The organism is Paenibacillus sp. Y951 (assembly GCF_056786395.1).
Map to the genome: position 1 here is coordinate 202,709 of NZ_JBXCIY010000001.1, position 15,718 is coordinate 218,426.

General features: G+C 40.9%; 16 protein-coding genes. 13 read left to right on the forward strand and 3 right to left on the reverse strand.

The window, feature by feature from the left end; all coding sequences use genetic code 11:
* The first annotated feature begins 36 nt into the window (after positions 1-36).
* The 9 genes from lepA to AC1TPB_RS01115 all read left to right on the forward strand — a co-directional run bounded on the left by lepA (position 37) and on the right by AC1TPB_RS01115 (position 11,217).
* Positions 37-1,854: a translation elongation factor 4 gene (gene lepA, locus AC1TPB_RS01075; protein WP_482074798.1), complete on the forward strand. Its 1,818-nt coding sequence runs from the start codon at positions 37-39 to the stop codon at positions 1,852-1,854.
* Positions 1,855-2,166: 312 nt separating this feature from the next.
* Complete coding sequence (gene hemW / locus AC1TPB_RS01080) at positions 2,167-3,330, forward strand: radical SAM family heme chaperone HemW (RefSeq protein ID WP_482074799.1); 1,164 nt, start codon at positions 2,167-2,169, stop codon at positions 3,328-3,330.
* 73 nt (positions 3,331-3,403) lie between these two features.
* Positions 3,404-3,904: an N-acetyltransferase gene (locus AC1TPB_RS01085; RefSeq protein ID WP_482074800.1), complete on the forward strand. Its 501-nt coding sequence runs from the start codon at positions 3,404-3,406 to the stop codon at positions 3,902-3,904.
* Between the two features lie 143 nt (positions 3,905-4,047).
* Positions 4,048-5,073: a heat-inducible transcriptional repressor HrcA gene (hrcA, locus tag AC1TPB_RS01090; protein ID WP_482074801.1), complete on the forward strand. Its 1,026-nt coding sequence runs from the start codon at positions 4,048-4,050 to the stop codon at positions 5,071-5,073.
* A 32-nt stretch (positions 5,074-5,105) separates the two neighbouring features.
* Positions 5,106-5,693 (forward strand): nucleotide exchange factor GrpE, encoded by a 588-nt coding sequence (grpE, locus tag AC1TPB_RS01095; RefSeq protein WP_482074802.1) that lies wholly within the window; start codon positions 5,106-5,108, stop codon positions 5,691-5,693.
* A gap of 383 nt (positions 5,694-6,076) precedes the next feature.
* On the forward strand, positions 6,077-7,912 hold the full coding sequence (gene dnaK, locus AC1TPB_RS01100) for a molecular chaperone DnaK (protein ID WP_482074803.1): 1,836 nt from the start codon (positions 6,077-6,079) through the stop codon (positions 7,910-7,912).
* Between the two features lie 139 nt (positions 7,913-8,051).
* Positions 8,052-9,179 (forward strand): molecular chaperone DnaJ, encoded by a 1,128-nt coding sequence (gene dnaJ, locus AC1TPB_RS01105; RefSeq protein WP_482074804.1) that lies wholly within the window; start codon positions 8,052-8,054, stop codon positions 9,177-9,179.
* Positions 9,180-9,288: 109 nt separating this feature from the next.
* Positions 9,289-10,107, forward strand: coding sequence for an ATP-binding response regulator (locus AC1TPB_RS01110; protein WP_482074805.1), 819 nt, complete (start codon positions 9,289-9,291; stop codon positions 10,105-10,107).
* A gap of 222 nt (positions 10,108-10,329) precedes the next feature.
* Complete coding sequence (locus tag AC1TPB_RS01115; protein ID WP_482074806.1) at positions 10,330-11,217, forward strand: CPBP family intramembrane glutamic endopeptidase; 888 nt, start codon at positions 10,330-10,332, stop codon at positions 11,215-11,217.
* Positions 11,218-11,348: 131 nt separating this feature from the next.
* On the opposite strand, the gene AC1TPB_RS01120 is transcribed toward AC1TPB_RS01115, so the two are convergent.
* Positions 11,349-11,657: a hypothetical protein gene (locus tag AC1TPB_RS01120; RefSeq protein ID WP_482074807.1), complete on the reverse strand. Its 309-nt coding sequence runs from the start codon at positions 11,655-11,657 to the stop codon at positions 11,349-11,351.
* Between the two features lie 192 nt (positions 11,658-11,849).
* On the opposite strand from AC1TPB_RS01120, the gene AC1TPB_RS01125 reads away from it, so the two are divergent.
* Entirely contained in the window at positions 11,850-12,881 is a 1,032-nt protein-coding gene (locus AC1TPB_RS01125; RefSeq protein ID WP_482074808.1) for an alpha/beta fold hydrolase, read from the forward strand.
* Between the two features lie 172 nt (positions 12,882-13,053).
* Here the strand turns inward: AC1TPB_RS01125 and AC1TPB_RS01130 are convergent, their stop codons facing one another.
* Positions 13,054-13,344, reverse strand: coding sequence for an S-layer homology domain-containing protein (locus AC1TPB_RS01130; RefSeq protein WP_482075072.1), 291 nt, complete (start codon positions 13,342-13,344; stop codon positions 13,054-13,056).
* Positions 13,296-13,838, reverse strand: coding sequence for an S-layer homology domain-containing protein (locus AC1TPB_RS01135; protein WP_482074809.1), 543 nt, complete (start codon positions 13,836-13,838; stop codon positions 13,296-13,298). Before AC1TPB_RS01135 ends, AC1TPB_RS01130 begins: the two co-directional genes overlap by 49 nt.
* A gap of 211 nt (positions 13,839-14,049) precedes the next feature.
* Here AC1TPB_RS01135 and AC1TPB_RS01140 point away from each other — a divergent pair, with 211 nt between their 5' ends.
* The 3 genes from AC1TPB_RS01140 to AC1TPB_RS01150 all read left to right on the forward strand — a co-directional run bounded on the left by AC1TPB_RS01140 (position 14,050) and on the right by AC1TPB_RS01150 (position 15,609).
* Positions 14,050-14,283 carry a response regulator gene (locus AC1TPB_RS01140; protein WP_482075073.1) on the forward strand — a complete coding sequence of 78 codons (234 nt, stop codon included), beginning with the start codon at positions 14,050-14,052 and terminating at the stop codon, positions 14,281-14,283.
* A 70-nt stretch (positions 14,284-14,353) separates the two neighbouring features.
* Positions 14,354-14,530: a hypothetical protein gene (locus tag AC1TPB_RS01145; protein WP_482074810.1), complete on the forward strand. Its 177-nt coding sequence runs from the start codon at positions 14,354-14,356 to the stop codon at positions 14,528-14,530.
* Between the two features lie 110 nt (positions 14,531-14,640).
* On the forward strand, positions 14,641-15,609 hold the full coding sequence (locus tag AC1TPB_RS01150; RefSeq protein ID WP_482074811.1) for a hypothetical protein: 969 nt from the start codon (positions 14,641-14,643) through the stop codon (positions 15,607-15,609).
* Positions 15,610-15,718 lie beyond the last annotated feature (109 nt).

Consider the following 15,718-nt stretch of genomic DNA (forward strand, 5'->3'; position numbering starts at 1 on the left):
GATTGATTTCATACAAGGAATGTGTGGGGGTTTAGCATGACCGACGTTCGTGAAAGACAGAAGAAAATTAGAAACTTTTCTATTATCGCTCATATTGACCATGGTAAGTCAACATTGGCAGACCGATTATTAGAAATGACGGGTTCGTTAACTTCCCGTGAAATGCAAGCTCAGTTTCTCGATAATATGGATTTGGAACGTGAGCGCGGAATAACAATTAAATTACAATCTGTTCGTTTATCGTATCGTGCAAAAGATGGAGAAGATTACATTCTTAATCTTATTGATACGCCAGGGCATGTCGATTTTACATATGAGGTTTCACGTAGCTTAGCTGCTTGTGAAGGGGCATTGTTAGTCGTGGATGCGGCACAAGGAATTGAAGCTCAAACTTTGGCCAATGTATATTTGGCATTGGATAATAATCTTGAAATCCTTCCGGTTATTAACAAGATTGACTTGCCAAGTGCAGAGCCTGAGCGTGTTAGGCAAGAGGTAGAAGATGTTATCGGGATTGATGCTAGTGAAGCTGTACTCGCTTCAGCAAAAGCAGGAATCGGAATTATTGAGATTCTTGAGCAAGTTGTTGAGAAAGTACCAGCGCCTAATGGTGATCCTGATCTACCGTTGAAAGCACTAATCTTTGACTCGCATTATGATCCTTATAAAGGTGTCATTGTAAATGTACGTGTAATGGACGGTGGAATTAAAGCAGGTCAGAAAATTCGCTTTATGGCGACAAAAGCGGAATTTGAAGTGCTCGAGGTTGGCGTATTTTCTCCAAGAGCTACAGTTATTGATGAATTACGTGTCGGCGATGTAGGTTTTGTTATAGCGGGCGTTAAAAATGTTAAGGATACTCGTGTCGGTGACACAATTACTAATGCAAGTAAACCTGCATTAGAGGCCTTGCCAGGCTATCGTCGGATTAATCCGATGGTATACTGTGGTCTTTATCCGATTGAATCTACAGATTATAATGCACTTCGCGATGCGCTTGAAAAGCTTGAACTTAACGACGCATCATTACGCTATGAACCAGAATCTTCAACAGCGCTAGGTTTTGGATTCCGTTGTGGTTTCCTTGGACTATTGCATATGGAGATCATTCAAGAACGTATTGAGCGTGAGTTCAATATCCCGTTAATTACGACGGCGCCGAGTGTTATTTACCAAATCACGTTAACTAACGGTGAGCAGTATAATATTGACAATCCATCTAACTATCCAGAAGTTGGGAAATTAGATCATGTCGAAGAGCCTTATGTTAAAGCGAGTATCATCGTTCCTAATGATTTTGTGGGAACTGTTATGGAACTTTGTCAAAACAAACGCGGTGAGTTTGTTAATATGGAGTATTTGGATGAAAACCGAGTTACGATCATTTACGAAATGCCGTTAGCAGAAATTGTATATGATTTCTTTGATCAATTGAAATCAGGTACGAAAGGCTATGCATCATTTGACTATGAGCTGTCTGGCTATCGTCGCTCTAATCTTGTGAAGATGGATATTATGTTGAACGGAGAACAAGTTGATGCATTGTCTGTCATTGTTCACCGTGATCGTGCCTTCCATCGCGGACGCATCATTTGTGGCAAGCTTAAAGGGCTTATTCCAAGACAAATGTTTGAAGTGCCTATTCAAGCTTCGATCGGAACGAAAATTATTGCTCGTGAAACAGTAAAAGCGATGCGTAAAAACGTTCTTGCAAAATGTTATGGCGGTGACATTAGCCGTAAACGTAAATTGCTAGAGAAGCAAAAAGAAGGTAAGAAACGAATGAAGCAAATAGGTAACGTTGAAGTGCCTCAAGAAGCTTTCATGGCTGTTCTGAAGATCGACGAGGATTAATGGAATAACATATACTTCATTGTAAGCTGAAGTAGCTATTGAGGGTTGCCCAATCGTCGTTTCGAGGAGCGATAATGGGCGGCCCTTTTTATATTTTAAGTGAATGCTTACGAAGCTACTTTTCGTTTTGCAAGAAGTAGTTTATGAAGGTTAACGAAAAGTTTTAGGTGAATGCTTACGAAGCTACTTTTCATTCGCTTGAAGAATAACAAGAAGTTTCATGAAAAGTTTAAGTGAATGCTTACGAAGCTACTTTTCGTTTTGCAAGAAGTAGTTTATGAAGGTTAACGAAAAGTTTTAGGAGGGTAGCATATGCAACCGATACCAGAAGCGTTATATATTCACATCCCATTTTGTACGAATAAATGTCACTATTGCGACTTTACTTCCTATATATTGAAGGGACAACCAGTTGACGCTTACTTAGATGCGTTGGAGCTTGAGATGCAACGAACAGTGGAAATCTGGAAGCCAGAAACAATCAAAACCGTATTTGTTGGTGGTGGTACACCTACGGTATTAACACCGCCACAGATGGAGAAGTTTCTTGCTTCTGTAAGACGTTGGTTCCCACTTGCTAATGATGTAGAATTTTCGATGGAAGCTAATCCAGGTACAACGGACAAGGATAAGCTACAAGCGATGTTCGATGGTGGAGTCAATCGTCTTAGCTTTGGCGTACAATCATTTGATAACGAGCTGTTGAAGCGGATTGGTCGTATACATGAAGTAGAAGATGTCTATCGTAGCCTAGAAAATGCGAGGGCAATCGGTTTTACGAATATGTCGATTGACTTAATGTTTGGCTTGCCTGGTCAAACTGTGGAATTATTAGAAGATAGTGTGCGTAAAGCATTAGAGCTTGATTTGCCGCATTATTCACTTTATAGCTTGAAAATAGAAGAAAATACATTGTTCCACAAGCTTTATGAAAGTAATCAACTCGTACTTCCTCATGAAGATGATGAGTTTCAGATGTTTCTACTATTGATGGAGCGGATCAAAGAACGTGGCTATAAGCATTATGAAATTAGTAATTTCGCTAAGCCTGGTTTTGAGAGTAAACATAATTCTACCTACTGGCGGAATGAGCCTTACTACGGGCTAGGTACTGGTGCGCACGGCTATGTCAACCGAGAACGTCATGTTAATATTAAAGGCGTACAGCCTTACATTGAAGCATGCAAAACGAAGCTACCTCGTCTAGATCAATTTGAAGTATCTGAGCAAGAAGCGATGGAAGACTTTATGATGGTTGGCTTAAGACTGGCTGATGGCGTGAAATCCTCCGTTTTCCATGAACAATTCCCTAATGAGACACTAGAACATCATTTTGGAACGATAATCAAGGATCAGATGGAAAAAGGGCTGTTAGAACGTGTAGAAATACAAGATGATGCGATCTATCGATTGACGGATAAAGGTTTGCTGCTGGGTAATGAAGTGTTTGCTGCATTTCTTGAAGATCGGGAATAAAATAGTGAATAAATAGGATTGCATAATCTTCCGAGATGATGTATATTCATTCATATTGACTGTATAATTATGAATGAGTATTTTTTCGGAGGTGAAGGCAGCTATGCAAACACTACATGTATTATGTAGAAATGCGACATCGAATGATGTTGATTCTTTGTATCAATTAATTAAAGGTTACGCTGAGAAAGGAATTATGCTGCCTCGTTCGAAGGAAGCGCTAATTCGTAGTATAGATACGTTCGTTGTAGCTGAAGTAGACGGGAAATTTGTAGGATGCGGAGCATTGACAAGACTTGGTGAAGACTTAGTAGAAATTCGTTCATTAGGTATGACCGAAGGCTATAAAGGATATGGCATCGGCGGAAAAATTGTCGACAGCCTCATTGAAAATGCGCAAGCCCAAGGCATTAGTAAAATTATGGCCTTAACATATGCAGTATCTTTCTTTTTGAGAAATGATTTTCATGTTGTTGAGAAAGAGATTTTTCCTGAAAAGGTTTGGACAGATTGTATGAACTGTCCAAAGCTTCATGCATGTGATGAAATCGCAGTCATGAAAAAAATACTATAAAATATTAAGATAAATGCCAAATCGACTTGACAATAATCAGACCGATTTGGTATTTTTGTATTAACGATTAGCACTCGGAGTTGATGAGTGCTAACGAAATGGTTATAATAGAATTATCAGCCTAGTGAATGGAGGAATGTGAAGTGCTAACAGAACGACAAAGGTTGATTTTAAAAGCGATAGTGGATGACTATATCCGATCTGCTGAACCGGTCGGATCAAGAAGCATTTCCAAGCGCGATGATATTGGTTACAGTCCAGCTACCATTCGTAATGAAATGGCGGACCTTGAGGAACTTGGATTTCTTGAACAACCACATACATCTGCAGGCCGTATTCCTTCAACAAGAGGTTACCGTTATTATGTAGATCATCTGATTAATAAAACTGAGACTTCGGAAATTGATCATTCCGTCATTCGCTCTTTTGTAACTGATGAGATGAATCGTATGGAACAAGTTATTCAGCATGCAGCACTTGTATTGTCTAATTTAACGAATTACACATCGATTTTACTTGGACCTGAATTATTTACTAATTCATTACAGCATTTTGGTTTAATACCATTAACCGATACGTCCGCAGTCGCGATTATAGTGACGAATACGGGACATGTTGAAAATCGTACGATCCAATTGCCTCAAGGGTTATCGATGGACCAGCTACAGCAGGTTACTAATATTTTGAATGCTAAGCTTGCAGGAGTGCCGCTATTCCATTTGAAAGCAAAACTTTATGCTGAAGTAGGTCAGGAATTAGAACGTTATGTAGGCCATTTTGAAGGCTTACTTAATGTCATCGATGATGCATTGAAACAAGGGGACGAGCATCGCGTATTTATGAGTGGTGCAACGAATATGCTAATCCAGCCTGAGTTCAAGGATGTTGATAAGATTAAGACGATTCTGGATATGCTAGAGGAGACACCTACAGTCATGAAGCTGTTTTCTGCATCTCCACAAGGGATACAAGTTCGCATTGGATCTGAAAATGATCATATAGCCATTACAGATTGTAGTTTAATTACGGCAACTTATGCGCTAGACGGAAATGTGCTTGGAACGATTGGAATTCTTGGCCCAACAAGAATGGAATATGAAAAAGTAATTCGTTACTTAGATCTCATTTCCAAAGATGTGGGTACAGCAATGAGTCGTTGGTATAAATAAGTAGGTCCGAACTAATTCAAGGAGGTGATAGGGTGAGTACGAATGAGCAAACAAAAGAATTCGTTGATACTGCTGCTGAGCAGATCGATTCAGATATGAATCATGATGAAGTAAATGAGACTACCCAATATGCTGCTGAAGAGCCGCAAATTAATGAGGTGACTGAGGCAGATTCGCAAACAGCTGAGTTGCTAGCGCAATTGGATGAAGCAGCGCAAAAATTACTTCGAGTTCAAGCAGACTATGATAATTTCCGTCGTAGAACTCAAAAGGAAAAAGAAGAGCTTGCGAAATATGCATCATCTAAATTAGTCGAAAATTTACTTCCAACTGTTGATAATTTTGATCGAGCTATTGTAGCTTCTGCTGCTAATCAAGACTATGATGCTTTGGCAAAAGGTGTAGACATGATCTTCCGTCAGCTGATGACAACAATGGAAGCTGAAGGCTTAGTGACGATGGAAACGGTTGGTCAACCATTCAATCCTGAATATCATCAAGCAGTTATGACTGTAGAGACTGATGAATATGAAGAGGGAATTATCGTTGAAGAGCTTCAAAAAGGATTTATGATTAAAGACAAGGTAATAAGACCAGCAATGGTAAAAGTAAGCGGGTAAGGTAGTTCAAAAAGCGGACTTTGATAACGATGAGGTTGCGTTGTAGCTTAGTCGCGTCGAATATGAAGCGAATTTCGAAAGTACGGTTCGCATGTACGTAATCATGTACACTTGCGCTTCCGCCTTTCGAAAATTAGCTCCATCTTCTCGGTTCTGAAAGCCCACTTTTTGAACCTTTATTGGAAGCTTCGGGCTAAAGGTTTTTCGCTTGTGTACTCATGCCGTACACGGTGCTGGGTTTCGTTTCAACGTAGTTTTTGAACCTCTATTTGAAATAAAGTGCTTTAAGAAATATACAAAAAAATTAGATTATGCTTTCGAAGTAACTATTTGTTACAAAGAAGTTACGTCGTGAAGCCACAATAGTGTAGGAGGAATTTAAAATGAGTAAAGTTATTGGTATTGACTTAGGTACAACAAACTCTTGCGTTGCGGTTATGGAAGGCGGAGAAGCGGTAGTAATTCCAAACCCAGAAGGTAGTCGTACGACTGCATCTGTTGTAGGATTCAAAAAAGATGGTGAGCGTATTGTAGGTGAAACTGCAAAACGTCAAGCGATTACTAACCCTGATCGTACAATTATGTCTATTAAGCGTCATATGGGTAGTAACCATAAAGAAACAATTGATGAAAAAGAATATTCTCCTCAAGAAATTTCTGCAATCATTTTGCAAAAGCTTAAATCTGATGCAGAAGCTTATCTTGGACAGACTGTAACTCAAGCAGTAATTACAGTTCCTGCTTACTTTAATGATAGCCAACGTCAAGCTACGAAAGATGCTGGTAAAATTGCTGGCCTTGAAGTACTACGTATCGTTAACGAGCCTACTGCAGCAGCACTTGCATACGGTATGGAAAAATCAGAAGATCAAACGATTCTAGTGTATGATCTAGGTGGCGGTACGTTTGACGTATCTATCCTTGAACTAGGCGATGGGTTCTTCGAAGTTAAAGCGACAAGCGGTGACAACATGCTTGGTGGTGACGACTTTGACCAAGTAATTATTGATTATATCGTTGCTGAATTCAAAAAAGAACAAGGTGTAGACCTTTCTAAAGATAAATCAGCTGTACAACGTCTTAAAGACGCTGCTGAAAAAGCGAAAAAAGAACTTTCTGGCGTTGTTACAACGACAATTTCATTGCCGTTTATTACGATGGTAGATAGCGTTCCTCAGCATTTAGAGATGAGCTTGACTCGTGCGAAATTTGAAGAAATTTCTGCTGAACTTGTTGAGCGTACAATGGTTCCAGCTCGTCAAGCATTGAAAGATGCTGGTTTGTCTACAAGTGAAATCGACCGTGTTGTACTAGTTGGTGGATCTACTCGTATTCCAGCTGTACAAGATGCAGTTAAAAAACTTATCGGTAAAGACCCTCATAAAGGCGTTAACCCGGATGAAGTAGTTGCACTTGGTGCAGCTGTTCAAGCTGGTGTTTTAACTGGTGAAGTGAAAGATGTTGTACTTTTAGACGTAACTCCACTATCTCTAGGTATTGAAACAGCTGGTGGTGTGTTTACTAAAATGATCGATCGCAATACGACGATTCCAACTAGTAAATCTCAAGTGTATTCCACATATGCTGATAACCAGCCTGGTGTAGAAATTCATGTTCTACAAGGTGAGCGTTCAATGGTAGCAGGTAACAAAACATTAGGTCGTTTCCAATTGAATGATATTCCTCCAGCACCACGTGGAGTACCGCAAATCGAAGTTACATTTGACATCGATGCGAACGGTATTGTTAATGTTTCTGCACTTGATAAAGGTACAGGTAAGAGCCAAAACATTACAATTACATCTTCTGGCGGTTTAAGCGACGCTGACGTTGAAGCAATGATGAAAGAAGCAGAACTTCATGCTGAAGAAGATAATAAACGTAAAGAACTAGTTGAAGCGAAAAATAGCGCTGACCAACTTGTATATCAAACAGAGAAAACATTAAAAGATCTTGAAGGTAAAGTTGACGAAGCTGAAGTAGCTCAAGCGAACGAAGCAAAAGAAAAAGTTGTAGCAGCTCTTGCTACTGACGAGCTTGAAGCGATCAAATCAGCTACTGATGCATTGATGGAAATCGTGCAACAATTGTCTACAAAGCTTTACGAACAAGCAGCGCAGGCTGAAGGTCAAGGCGAACCAGCTCAAGAAGAAGGTTCTGCAAAAGGTAAAGATAATGTTGTTGATGCTGACTATGAAGTGGTAGATGACAACAAGTAATAAGTAATGGGTGAGAGGTCGAGGTGGGCTAACCCTACCTTCGACCTCTCTCTGCTTGTTACCTGTGAACACGATGATTATGCGAACAGATAACAATATTGCACTCATATTAATAGAATAGGTACGGAGGTGAGATCAGTTGGCAAACAAGCGCGATTATTATGAAGTGCTGGGAGTTGGTAAAGACTCCTCGGCAGATGATGTGAAGAAGGCGTATCGTAAATTGGCGCGTCAATATCATCCGGACGTTAATAAAGAAGCGGATGCTGAGACGAAGTTCAAAGAAGTGAAAGAAGCTTATGATGTACTAAGTGATGATGGCAAACGTGATACGTATGATCGTTATGGTCATGTTGATCCTAACCAAGGCATGGGCGGCGCAGGTGGCGCTGACTTCGGTGGTGGTTTTGGAGATATATTTGATATGTTCTTTGGTGGTGGAGGTAGACAACGTGATCCTAATGCCCCACAACGTGGTAATGACTTACAATATACGATGACTATTGAATTTAAAGAAGCCGTATTTGGTAAGGAAACTGAAATTACAATTCCACGCACAGAAAATTGTGACCCATGTCATGGTTCAGGTGCGAAGCCAGGGACATCACCGAAAACATGTTCGACATGTCATGGTTCTGGACAACAAGAAGTGGTTCAGAATACACCATTTGGTCGTATTGCTAATCGTCGAGTATGTCAAACTTGTCGTGGAACTGGTAAAATTATTCCAGAGAAATGTACAACTTGCCAAGGCGAAGGTCGTGTGAAGAAGCAACGTCGTATTAAAGTTAATATTCCTGCAGGTGTTGATGAAGGTTCTCAAATTCGCATTAGTGGCGAAGGTGAGGGCGGTTCAAAAGGCGGCCCAGCAGGTGATCTATATATCGTTCTGCGTGTGAAGAGTCATGAATTCTTTGATCGTGAAGGCGATGATATCTATTGTGAAGTGCCGATTAACTTCGTGCAAGCTGCATTGGGTGCTGAGATCGAAATTCCGACATTGAATGAACGAGTTAAGTTGAAAATTCCAGCAGGCACGCAAACAGGCACATACTTCCGCCTAAAAGGGAAAGGTGTACCTAAGCTTCGCGGAATAGGTGCTGGTGACCAGCATGTGAAGGTTACGGTTGTCACGCCAACTAAGCTATCAGATGAACAGAAAGAATTGCTTCGTCAATTCGGTGGTTCTAGCGAACCAGCTACAGTGACTGAAGAACATCACGAATCGATTTTCGATAAAATGAAAAAAGCATTTCGTGGAGAGTAATCAATCCAAATAAGGGAGAGGATTCTGTACCTATACGTAGGTAGAGGTCCTCTTTTTTCTTTCTATGTTAATCTGACTACACAGTAAAGATGAATAAATTCGTTTCGATGTGCGCCAATCGATAATTCGGGTGATCCAAGAGTCTTTTACGAATGCACTAAAGCATGGAAAAGCATCGGAAATTGAGTTGGTGCTCCATTTTACTGCATCAACTTTACGTGTTGTCATTCAAAATAATGGAAATCCTTTGGATAAAATGGAGTATGGGTTCGGCCTGACCACAATGAAGAATCGGATAGAGATGCTGGGAGGCACCTTTTCAATCTCTGCCCTGGCGATCGCTGGCACTGAAATCAGATGCGAAATACCACTGAAAGGGGTAAGTTGTATGCCTAATATCAAAGTACTCATAGTTGATGATCAGGAATTGATCCTTGAAAGTCTCAATATAGTACTAGGGATAGAAGACGACATCGAGGTTGTGGGATTGGCTAAGAATGGTGAAGAAGCCATCATCTATTGTGAAAAATTCCAACCGGATATCGTCCTTATGGATATAAATATGCCTATTATGGATGGCGTTGTGGCAACCGAGAGGATCAAACAACGATTCCCGTTAACGAAAATTATTATTCTGACTTCGTACAAAGAGGTTGATTACGTTCTGGCAGCGTTAAGCCACGGAGCTGAAGGCTTCCTGCTCAAAGCTATCCATCCCAAAAACCTTATAGCCGGCATACGGGTGGTTCACACAGGCGGCACATTGATTTCGCAAGAAATGGCAGACAAGATGATTAAAAACTTGCTGAAAAGTGGTATTCCATCGACTATGGATACAAGGGCCTTTGAACCCGAATTGCTTGAGAGAAACAATGAGTACGGACTCATTACCCGCGAAGTCGAAGTTCTTCACAAGCTGACACCGTAACGGATGTCAGCTTTTTTGTTGATGTAGATTACCTGTCCGATGGTGTGAGAGGTCGGGGCTAGTCGTCCCCATTCTAATAATCTATTTCGCTAAAGTCATATGACCATGATATGACTAAATGGCACTCCTGATATATGACTTTTTTAAAGTATAGTATGATTTGTTACCGGTAATATCGAAATATGAATAGAGATCCTGTAAGAGGAAGAGGAGAGATTATTTATGATGAGAAAGACTAATACACCCGATAATGAGGTGCTTAGCAGTAAGAGAATATCTAAGTTTGTTTCGTTCTTTCAATTCCCTCTCATCTGGATGCTTGTGGGAGCGCTTGGTATCGTCCTCGCCAATGTGACATTCAGCTTGTTTTCCGAAGATTCAAAAGCACTAGGGTCCTTCGTACTGACACTTGTCGGAAGCGTTGTTGCAATCGTTCTCTATTGGCTCGTAATGAAATTTCTGGCGCAGCGTCTGGTTACTGAACTTCTGGTACAACGTGCGGTATCGGAAGCAATTTCCGGTGCTGTCGTCGGTCTGATCTTTATCATCGTTTCAACGGTTCTCATCATCTCATTTGGTGGCTATTCATTCAAATGGTCACCCGAAAACGCTGGCTCTGTCGTTCTGCCTATCATCACCACAGCACTTAGCGCTGCCTTGGTAGAAGAGTTGATCTTTCGGGGGCTTGCCTTTCAAGCAATTGAAAAAATGTGGGGAAGTTGGATTGCATTGGCCGTGACATCCCTCTTCTTCGGGATCGCTCACCTCGGCAACCCCGGAGCTACAATTTGGGGAGGTTTCGCTATTGCCATTGAAGCTGGTGTATTGCTAGGTGCAGCCTTCCTTTGGCGGCGCAATGTTTGGTTTATCATTAGCCTCCATTTCATTTGGAATACAACGGTGGGACTCTTAGGTATCCCCGTCTCGGGGCATCCCTCCTCCGGTCTCTTCACGGTCGAAGTTACGGGCCCGGCCCTTCTCACTGGAGGCGAATTTGGTCTTGAAGCTTCGATAGTACCCGTCATAATCAGTCTGTTTATTGCCATCCCTATGCTGATCTTTGCTCGCCGCAAAGGGCATCACGTATCTCTCCGTCATGATCGAAAGTAACATTCGAACCCGTTGGAAGTAATTATGTACGGTGTTGACTATTCTCCCGAAATGTTAGGTCTTTTCGGAATCGTTGTGACAAACGTGAATTACATTAAACATGATTTTAAATTCATTCCCTGCGTGCAATCTTAGCTTTGATTTGGATTTGTCGGTTCCGGTGTTGATGTTGGCGTTGTTGTTGAGCTGACTGGAGGCTTGGTCAATGTAACCGGGATCTTATTACTTTCATCGTTTTTCACATCGTTACCGAATTGTGTCTTCAGGCCGTTCACGGCGATGACTGGTGTCTTGGACGTATTTAACTGGAAGCCATCATGCAACTTGATAATAATCGTTTTCTTGTCTTCAGACAGAGCAAAGCTGTCCAACTTGGGATTTAACGCCACTCCGTTGATCGTAATCTTAGACAGGTCGATAGAGTCTACATCGATGCCCACTGTCAGATACCAAAGTTAACTAATACCGTATCATCAGACTTAAAAAGATTTGTCTGAATACCGTATCCCGTTTCTGGAAATTAACTCTTGTGGCGGGGGTGCAGTATTTTGAATATGTATTATAATGGAAGAGCACATGCCTTAGATGAAAATTAAAAAGATGGATACGATCCAACTTTAAGGAGCGGTTACATGCGCAGAAAGATTTCAAAAATATTAAAACGTAGCTTGTTAATCATCATTATAATAGCTGTACTAGGTTTGGTATTTCCTACATGGACACCACAAATTAAAGGCAAGAACAGCATCAGTGTACTAGATCAGGTCCAAATCAACGGTGCAGGACATGAGATCATGATTAGAGGAGTCGATCGGAGCAATCCGATCATGATCTTTGTACATGGAGGTCCAGGCGTCTCCGAGATTCCGTATGTGAGAAAATATCAGGAAGAGCTTGAGCAGTATTTTACTATCGTTCATTATGATCAGCGCGGAAGTGGGAAGTCTTATCATTTTTTTGAGGACTATTCGAACCTGAGAACCGATTTACTTGTTGATGATTTACTGGCATTAACAGATTATGTTACAAAGAAATTAGATCAAGATAAAGCTCTGCTGATTGGACATTCGTTCGGAACCTATATTGGGATGAAGGCTGCTGCTAAAGCGCCAGATAAATTCCAAGCATATATAGGAATAGGACAAATGGCTGATACGATTCAGAGTGAGCTGGATGGCTTGGAATACACCATTGAACAGGCAAAGCAAGCGGGAAATTTGGATGATGTGGAAAGCTTAGAGCTTCTTCGAGACCCCATCGAACGAGGGGAGCAGTACACACCCAGAAATCTTGTTCGAAAATATGGCGGTGCAGCTAGACTCATCAACGATAACCAGGATTATTACTTGGGGTTACTGCTGAATCCTGAGAATAATGGGCTGGATGTGATTCGCTCAATCAAGGGGATATCCAATTCACAAAAATCCTTGATTAAGGAAGTATCAACTAACCATATCACCGATATTGTTGAGCGCTTGGAAATACCCACTTATTTTGTTATGGGACAATATGATTACATGACATCTATGGAAGCGGCAAAAGATTACTTCGATATACTAGATGCACCAGTAAAGGAATTCGTACGATTTGAAGAATCAGCTCATTATCCGCAGTTTGAGGAGAAGGAGCGCTTTGTTGAATGGATAATGAGGTTGGGTTTTTAGGTTATTAGTCATTGGTCAATGGGCGGAAGAGGAAAGGGGATGCGTAGCGACGTATCGTCGCCGCAGTCACCCTATCCTGCACAACTTCGACATTCAGTGAATAGTTATACCAAGTTGTAAAGGTTTCTTTCCATCCCCAGCACATTCGTAGGAGCGGAGAGTAATCCTTCGCTTACCCTACTATCAGATGGCGTCTCTTATTCAATGTTGAAACTCTTTTATTCTGATAACTAGAAAAGCGAAGATCATGAGTCAGATGTAGCTTGTTTCCCGCTGCAAAGTCTGCTCCAGACACTTCAAGAGGTTTGGTATCTTCAAACGTTCTAACTGTTTCGAAGCCTCCAGTAGCAAGCAGCCCGCGCCTCGCCTCCTCCTTACCGCCGAATGTACCGTCCGGAGCGTTCTCTAGCAAGCCTAGATCGAGCGCCTTCTGGACATATCCAGCAGCCCAATTGGAGTCGATTCAACTTTCTCCTCGATACCTAATCCTCGAACTAGGAATGTGGCCAATTGCTCCTTATTCACTAAGCCCTCTGGGTTGAACTCTCCATTACCCATACCACTCGTTATTCCCGCCGCATGGATCGCCTCAATATAAGGCAGCGTAGGATTGTCTACTTTTACGTCACTGAACGACGACTTCCTTGGAGTAGTATCAACTTTCAGGTCAAAAATAAGCGCAGCTACCCTTGCAAATTGGGCCCGATTCATTTCGTCATTCAGTCCGAAAGTGTTATCGGAGGAACCTAGGATGATACCTGCTGAAATCATCGCATCGAACTTCGCCTTCGTAGCCGCATCTAAATCTTTTAGATCGGTAAAAGCATTGGGATCCGTCGGCCGTCCAAAATAAGAAACATAAAGAGATTGAATAACTTCTGCTTCTGCTGCTTGAACCGGTGTTACAGATAAACATAAGACCAATGCCATGGAGCTTAATACCGTGCGTTTAAACATAACCAACCTCCTCATTTTAGATAACTCAAAAATCATTCTTCTTATAATAGCAAAATACCAATGTACTTTTCTTAATGAAATCTTAATGAATTCTTAATGCTTGTTATAAAATATGTATTTCACTATTTATTATTGTTATGATTTGATCATGATTAGGATTGGTTTCATGTCACTTACGAAGGAGGAATGATCCACCATTATTAAAATTTTAATTGTAGATGATGAACCCGAAATTCGTCAGTTAATTCGAATACATTTAGAACAAGCAGAACTGTCAGTCATTGAAGCCAGTTCAGGACGACAAGCTATTCAATTGTTACAGAAATATACGATCGAATTATTGATACTGGACCTCATGATGGATGATGGCAACGGGTTTGAGGTGCTGCAATATTTACGAGAAGCAAATACTAAAGAACGTCATATATGCTCATACTATAGTTGAACAGAAAATTTACTTCAGGTTCACTTAATTAAGATGAGAAGTTTGCTCGTCGATTATGGGAGGGCATCGTATGTATGACGAAAAAAATGAAATGAAAAAAGTTAATTTCGGAGATTTGCCTGTTAATTGGGATGAAGAAGAGTTTGCAGAAGAATTGACAGTGGAAGATCACGAGGATAGCCGTTCATTAGATGTGAACAGAAATAGGGTTAGTGTGATAGTGCGAAAAACTAATAAAAAGTTGTAACATAACGACCTACAAAAAAACATTTCCCAGTATTATCCCCTTATGGTAGACGGTGAGAATAAAGTTCGGATAAGATGGACTTAACACTGTTAACTATAGGGGGATTTTTTATGGATAAGAAGAATGTGATCATTGTATTATTAGTTTTGAATCTAATAGTAATGTTGTATTTCGGCAATTCTCTCGGAAAAAAAATCGGAAATTACCAAGCACAAACTAGTGCAGACATGAACTTTATGCAAAATAATATGATGTCATTAGAAAACAGAATTATTAACGGTGTAGGTAACGAGCTAAGGGCTCAGACAGACAAGATTTCCCAGGTTGACTATACGGTGCTGGATGTTGATCCCGTGCAGAAAAAGGTACAGATCGAGTTAAAGGTCACTTTAAAAGAGGTGGCGCCATTAGCCGAAATTTGGATTTCTTATAGTGCTCAGGATGATGATCAGCAGAAGGAAGTTGCTTTAGTTGAGCAAAGCGGGTTGATTTATGGGACCAAGCTAGACGTTTCCCTTGAACATAATTACCAATTCGATGTGTGGGAGAAAAGTGCTACAACAGGGCAAAAGCAATTGAATGTTTCTGAGCAACAACTTCCGCTATATGATGAATTCTACACAAATCGAGTTACGATGAACGGTGGCGGAACGGCGATTTTACAAGATCAACAGGAGACGTACTTCGCATTTACAATCAATGATTTGGGAGTTAGTGGAACGGAAATGGAACAAGTGCTTATTCAAGTATGGAAAGATAATGTGCAGTATGATGAGGTCGATGTGACCAAGCGAGTAGAACAACGCGCGGCCAATTACGCCCAGATAGAAGATAAATATAAGGTTGCGCTTGCAGGTGGGCTAATTGAACAATCCGTTAGCTTGGAGCAGTTCGCGATCGACAACGGATATAAACCTGATCTCAGCGATGTAGACAACAACTTAAAATATTCCTATACGCATGCCATCATATTCGCGGAGGACTACCCAGAGTTAAAGCTAGATGCGGAATCAGCCAAACAACTTAGCAGTCGATTAATTATCAAGTTCAAGGACGGATATACGTATACAGAGTACTAAACTACTTATTCATAGTGACGATAATCATTCTCAATGTCAATCGAAAAAGAATAAGATACTCTTTCAATATTTCTAGCAAGCCTTTGTCAAGAGCATCTAGCTGTTGTAC

Coding starts and splice junctions, on each gene's coding strand:
- lepA (WP_482074798.1), top strand. CDS start 37: ATGACCGACGTTCGTGAAAGACAGAAGAAAATTAGAAACTTTTCTATT.
- hemW (WP_482074799.1), top strand. CDS start 2,167: ATGCAACCGATACCAGAAGCGTTATATATTCACATCCCATTTTGTACG.
- AC1TPB_RS01085 (WP_482074800.1), top strand. CDS start 3,404: ATGAGTATTTTTTCGGAGGTGAAGGCAGCTATGCAAACACTACATGTA.
- dnaK (WP_482074803.1), top strand. CDS start 6,077: ATGAGTAAAGTTATTGGTATTGACTTAGGTACAACAAACTCTTGCGTT.
- AC1TPB_RS01115 (WP_482074806.1), top strand. CDS start 10,330: ATGATGAGAAAGACTAATACACCCGATAATGAGGTGCTTAGCAGTAAG.
- AC1TPB_RS01125 (WP_482074808.1), top strand. CDS start 11,850: ATGCGCAGAAAGATTTCAAAAATATTAAAACGTAGCTTGTTAATCATC.
- AC1TPB_RS01135 (WP_482074809.1), bottom strand. CDS start 13,838: ATGTTTAAACGCACGGTATTAAGCTCCATGGCATTGGTCTTATGTTTA.
- AC1TPB_RS01145 (WP_482074810.1), top strand. CDS start 14,354: ATGTATGACGAAAAAAATGAAATGAAAAAAGTTAATTTCGGAGATTTG.
- AC1TPB_RS01150 (WP_482074811.1), top strand. CDS start 14,641: ATGGATAAGAAGAATGTGATCATTGTATTATTAGTTTTGAATCTAATA.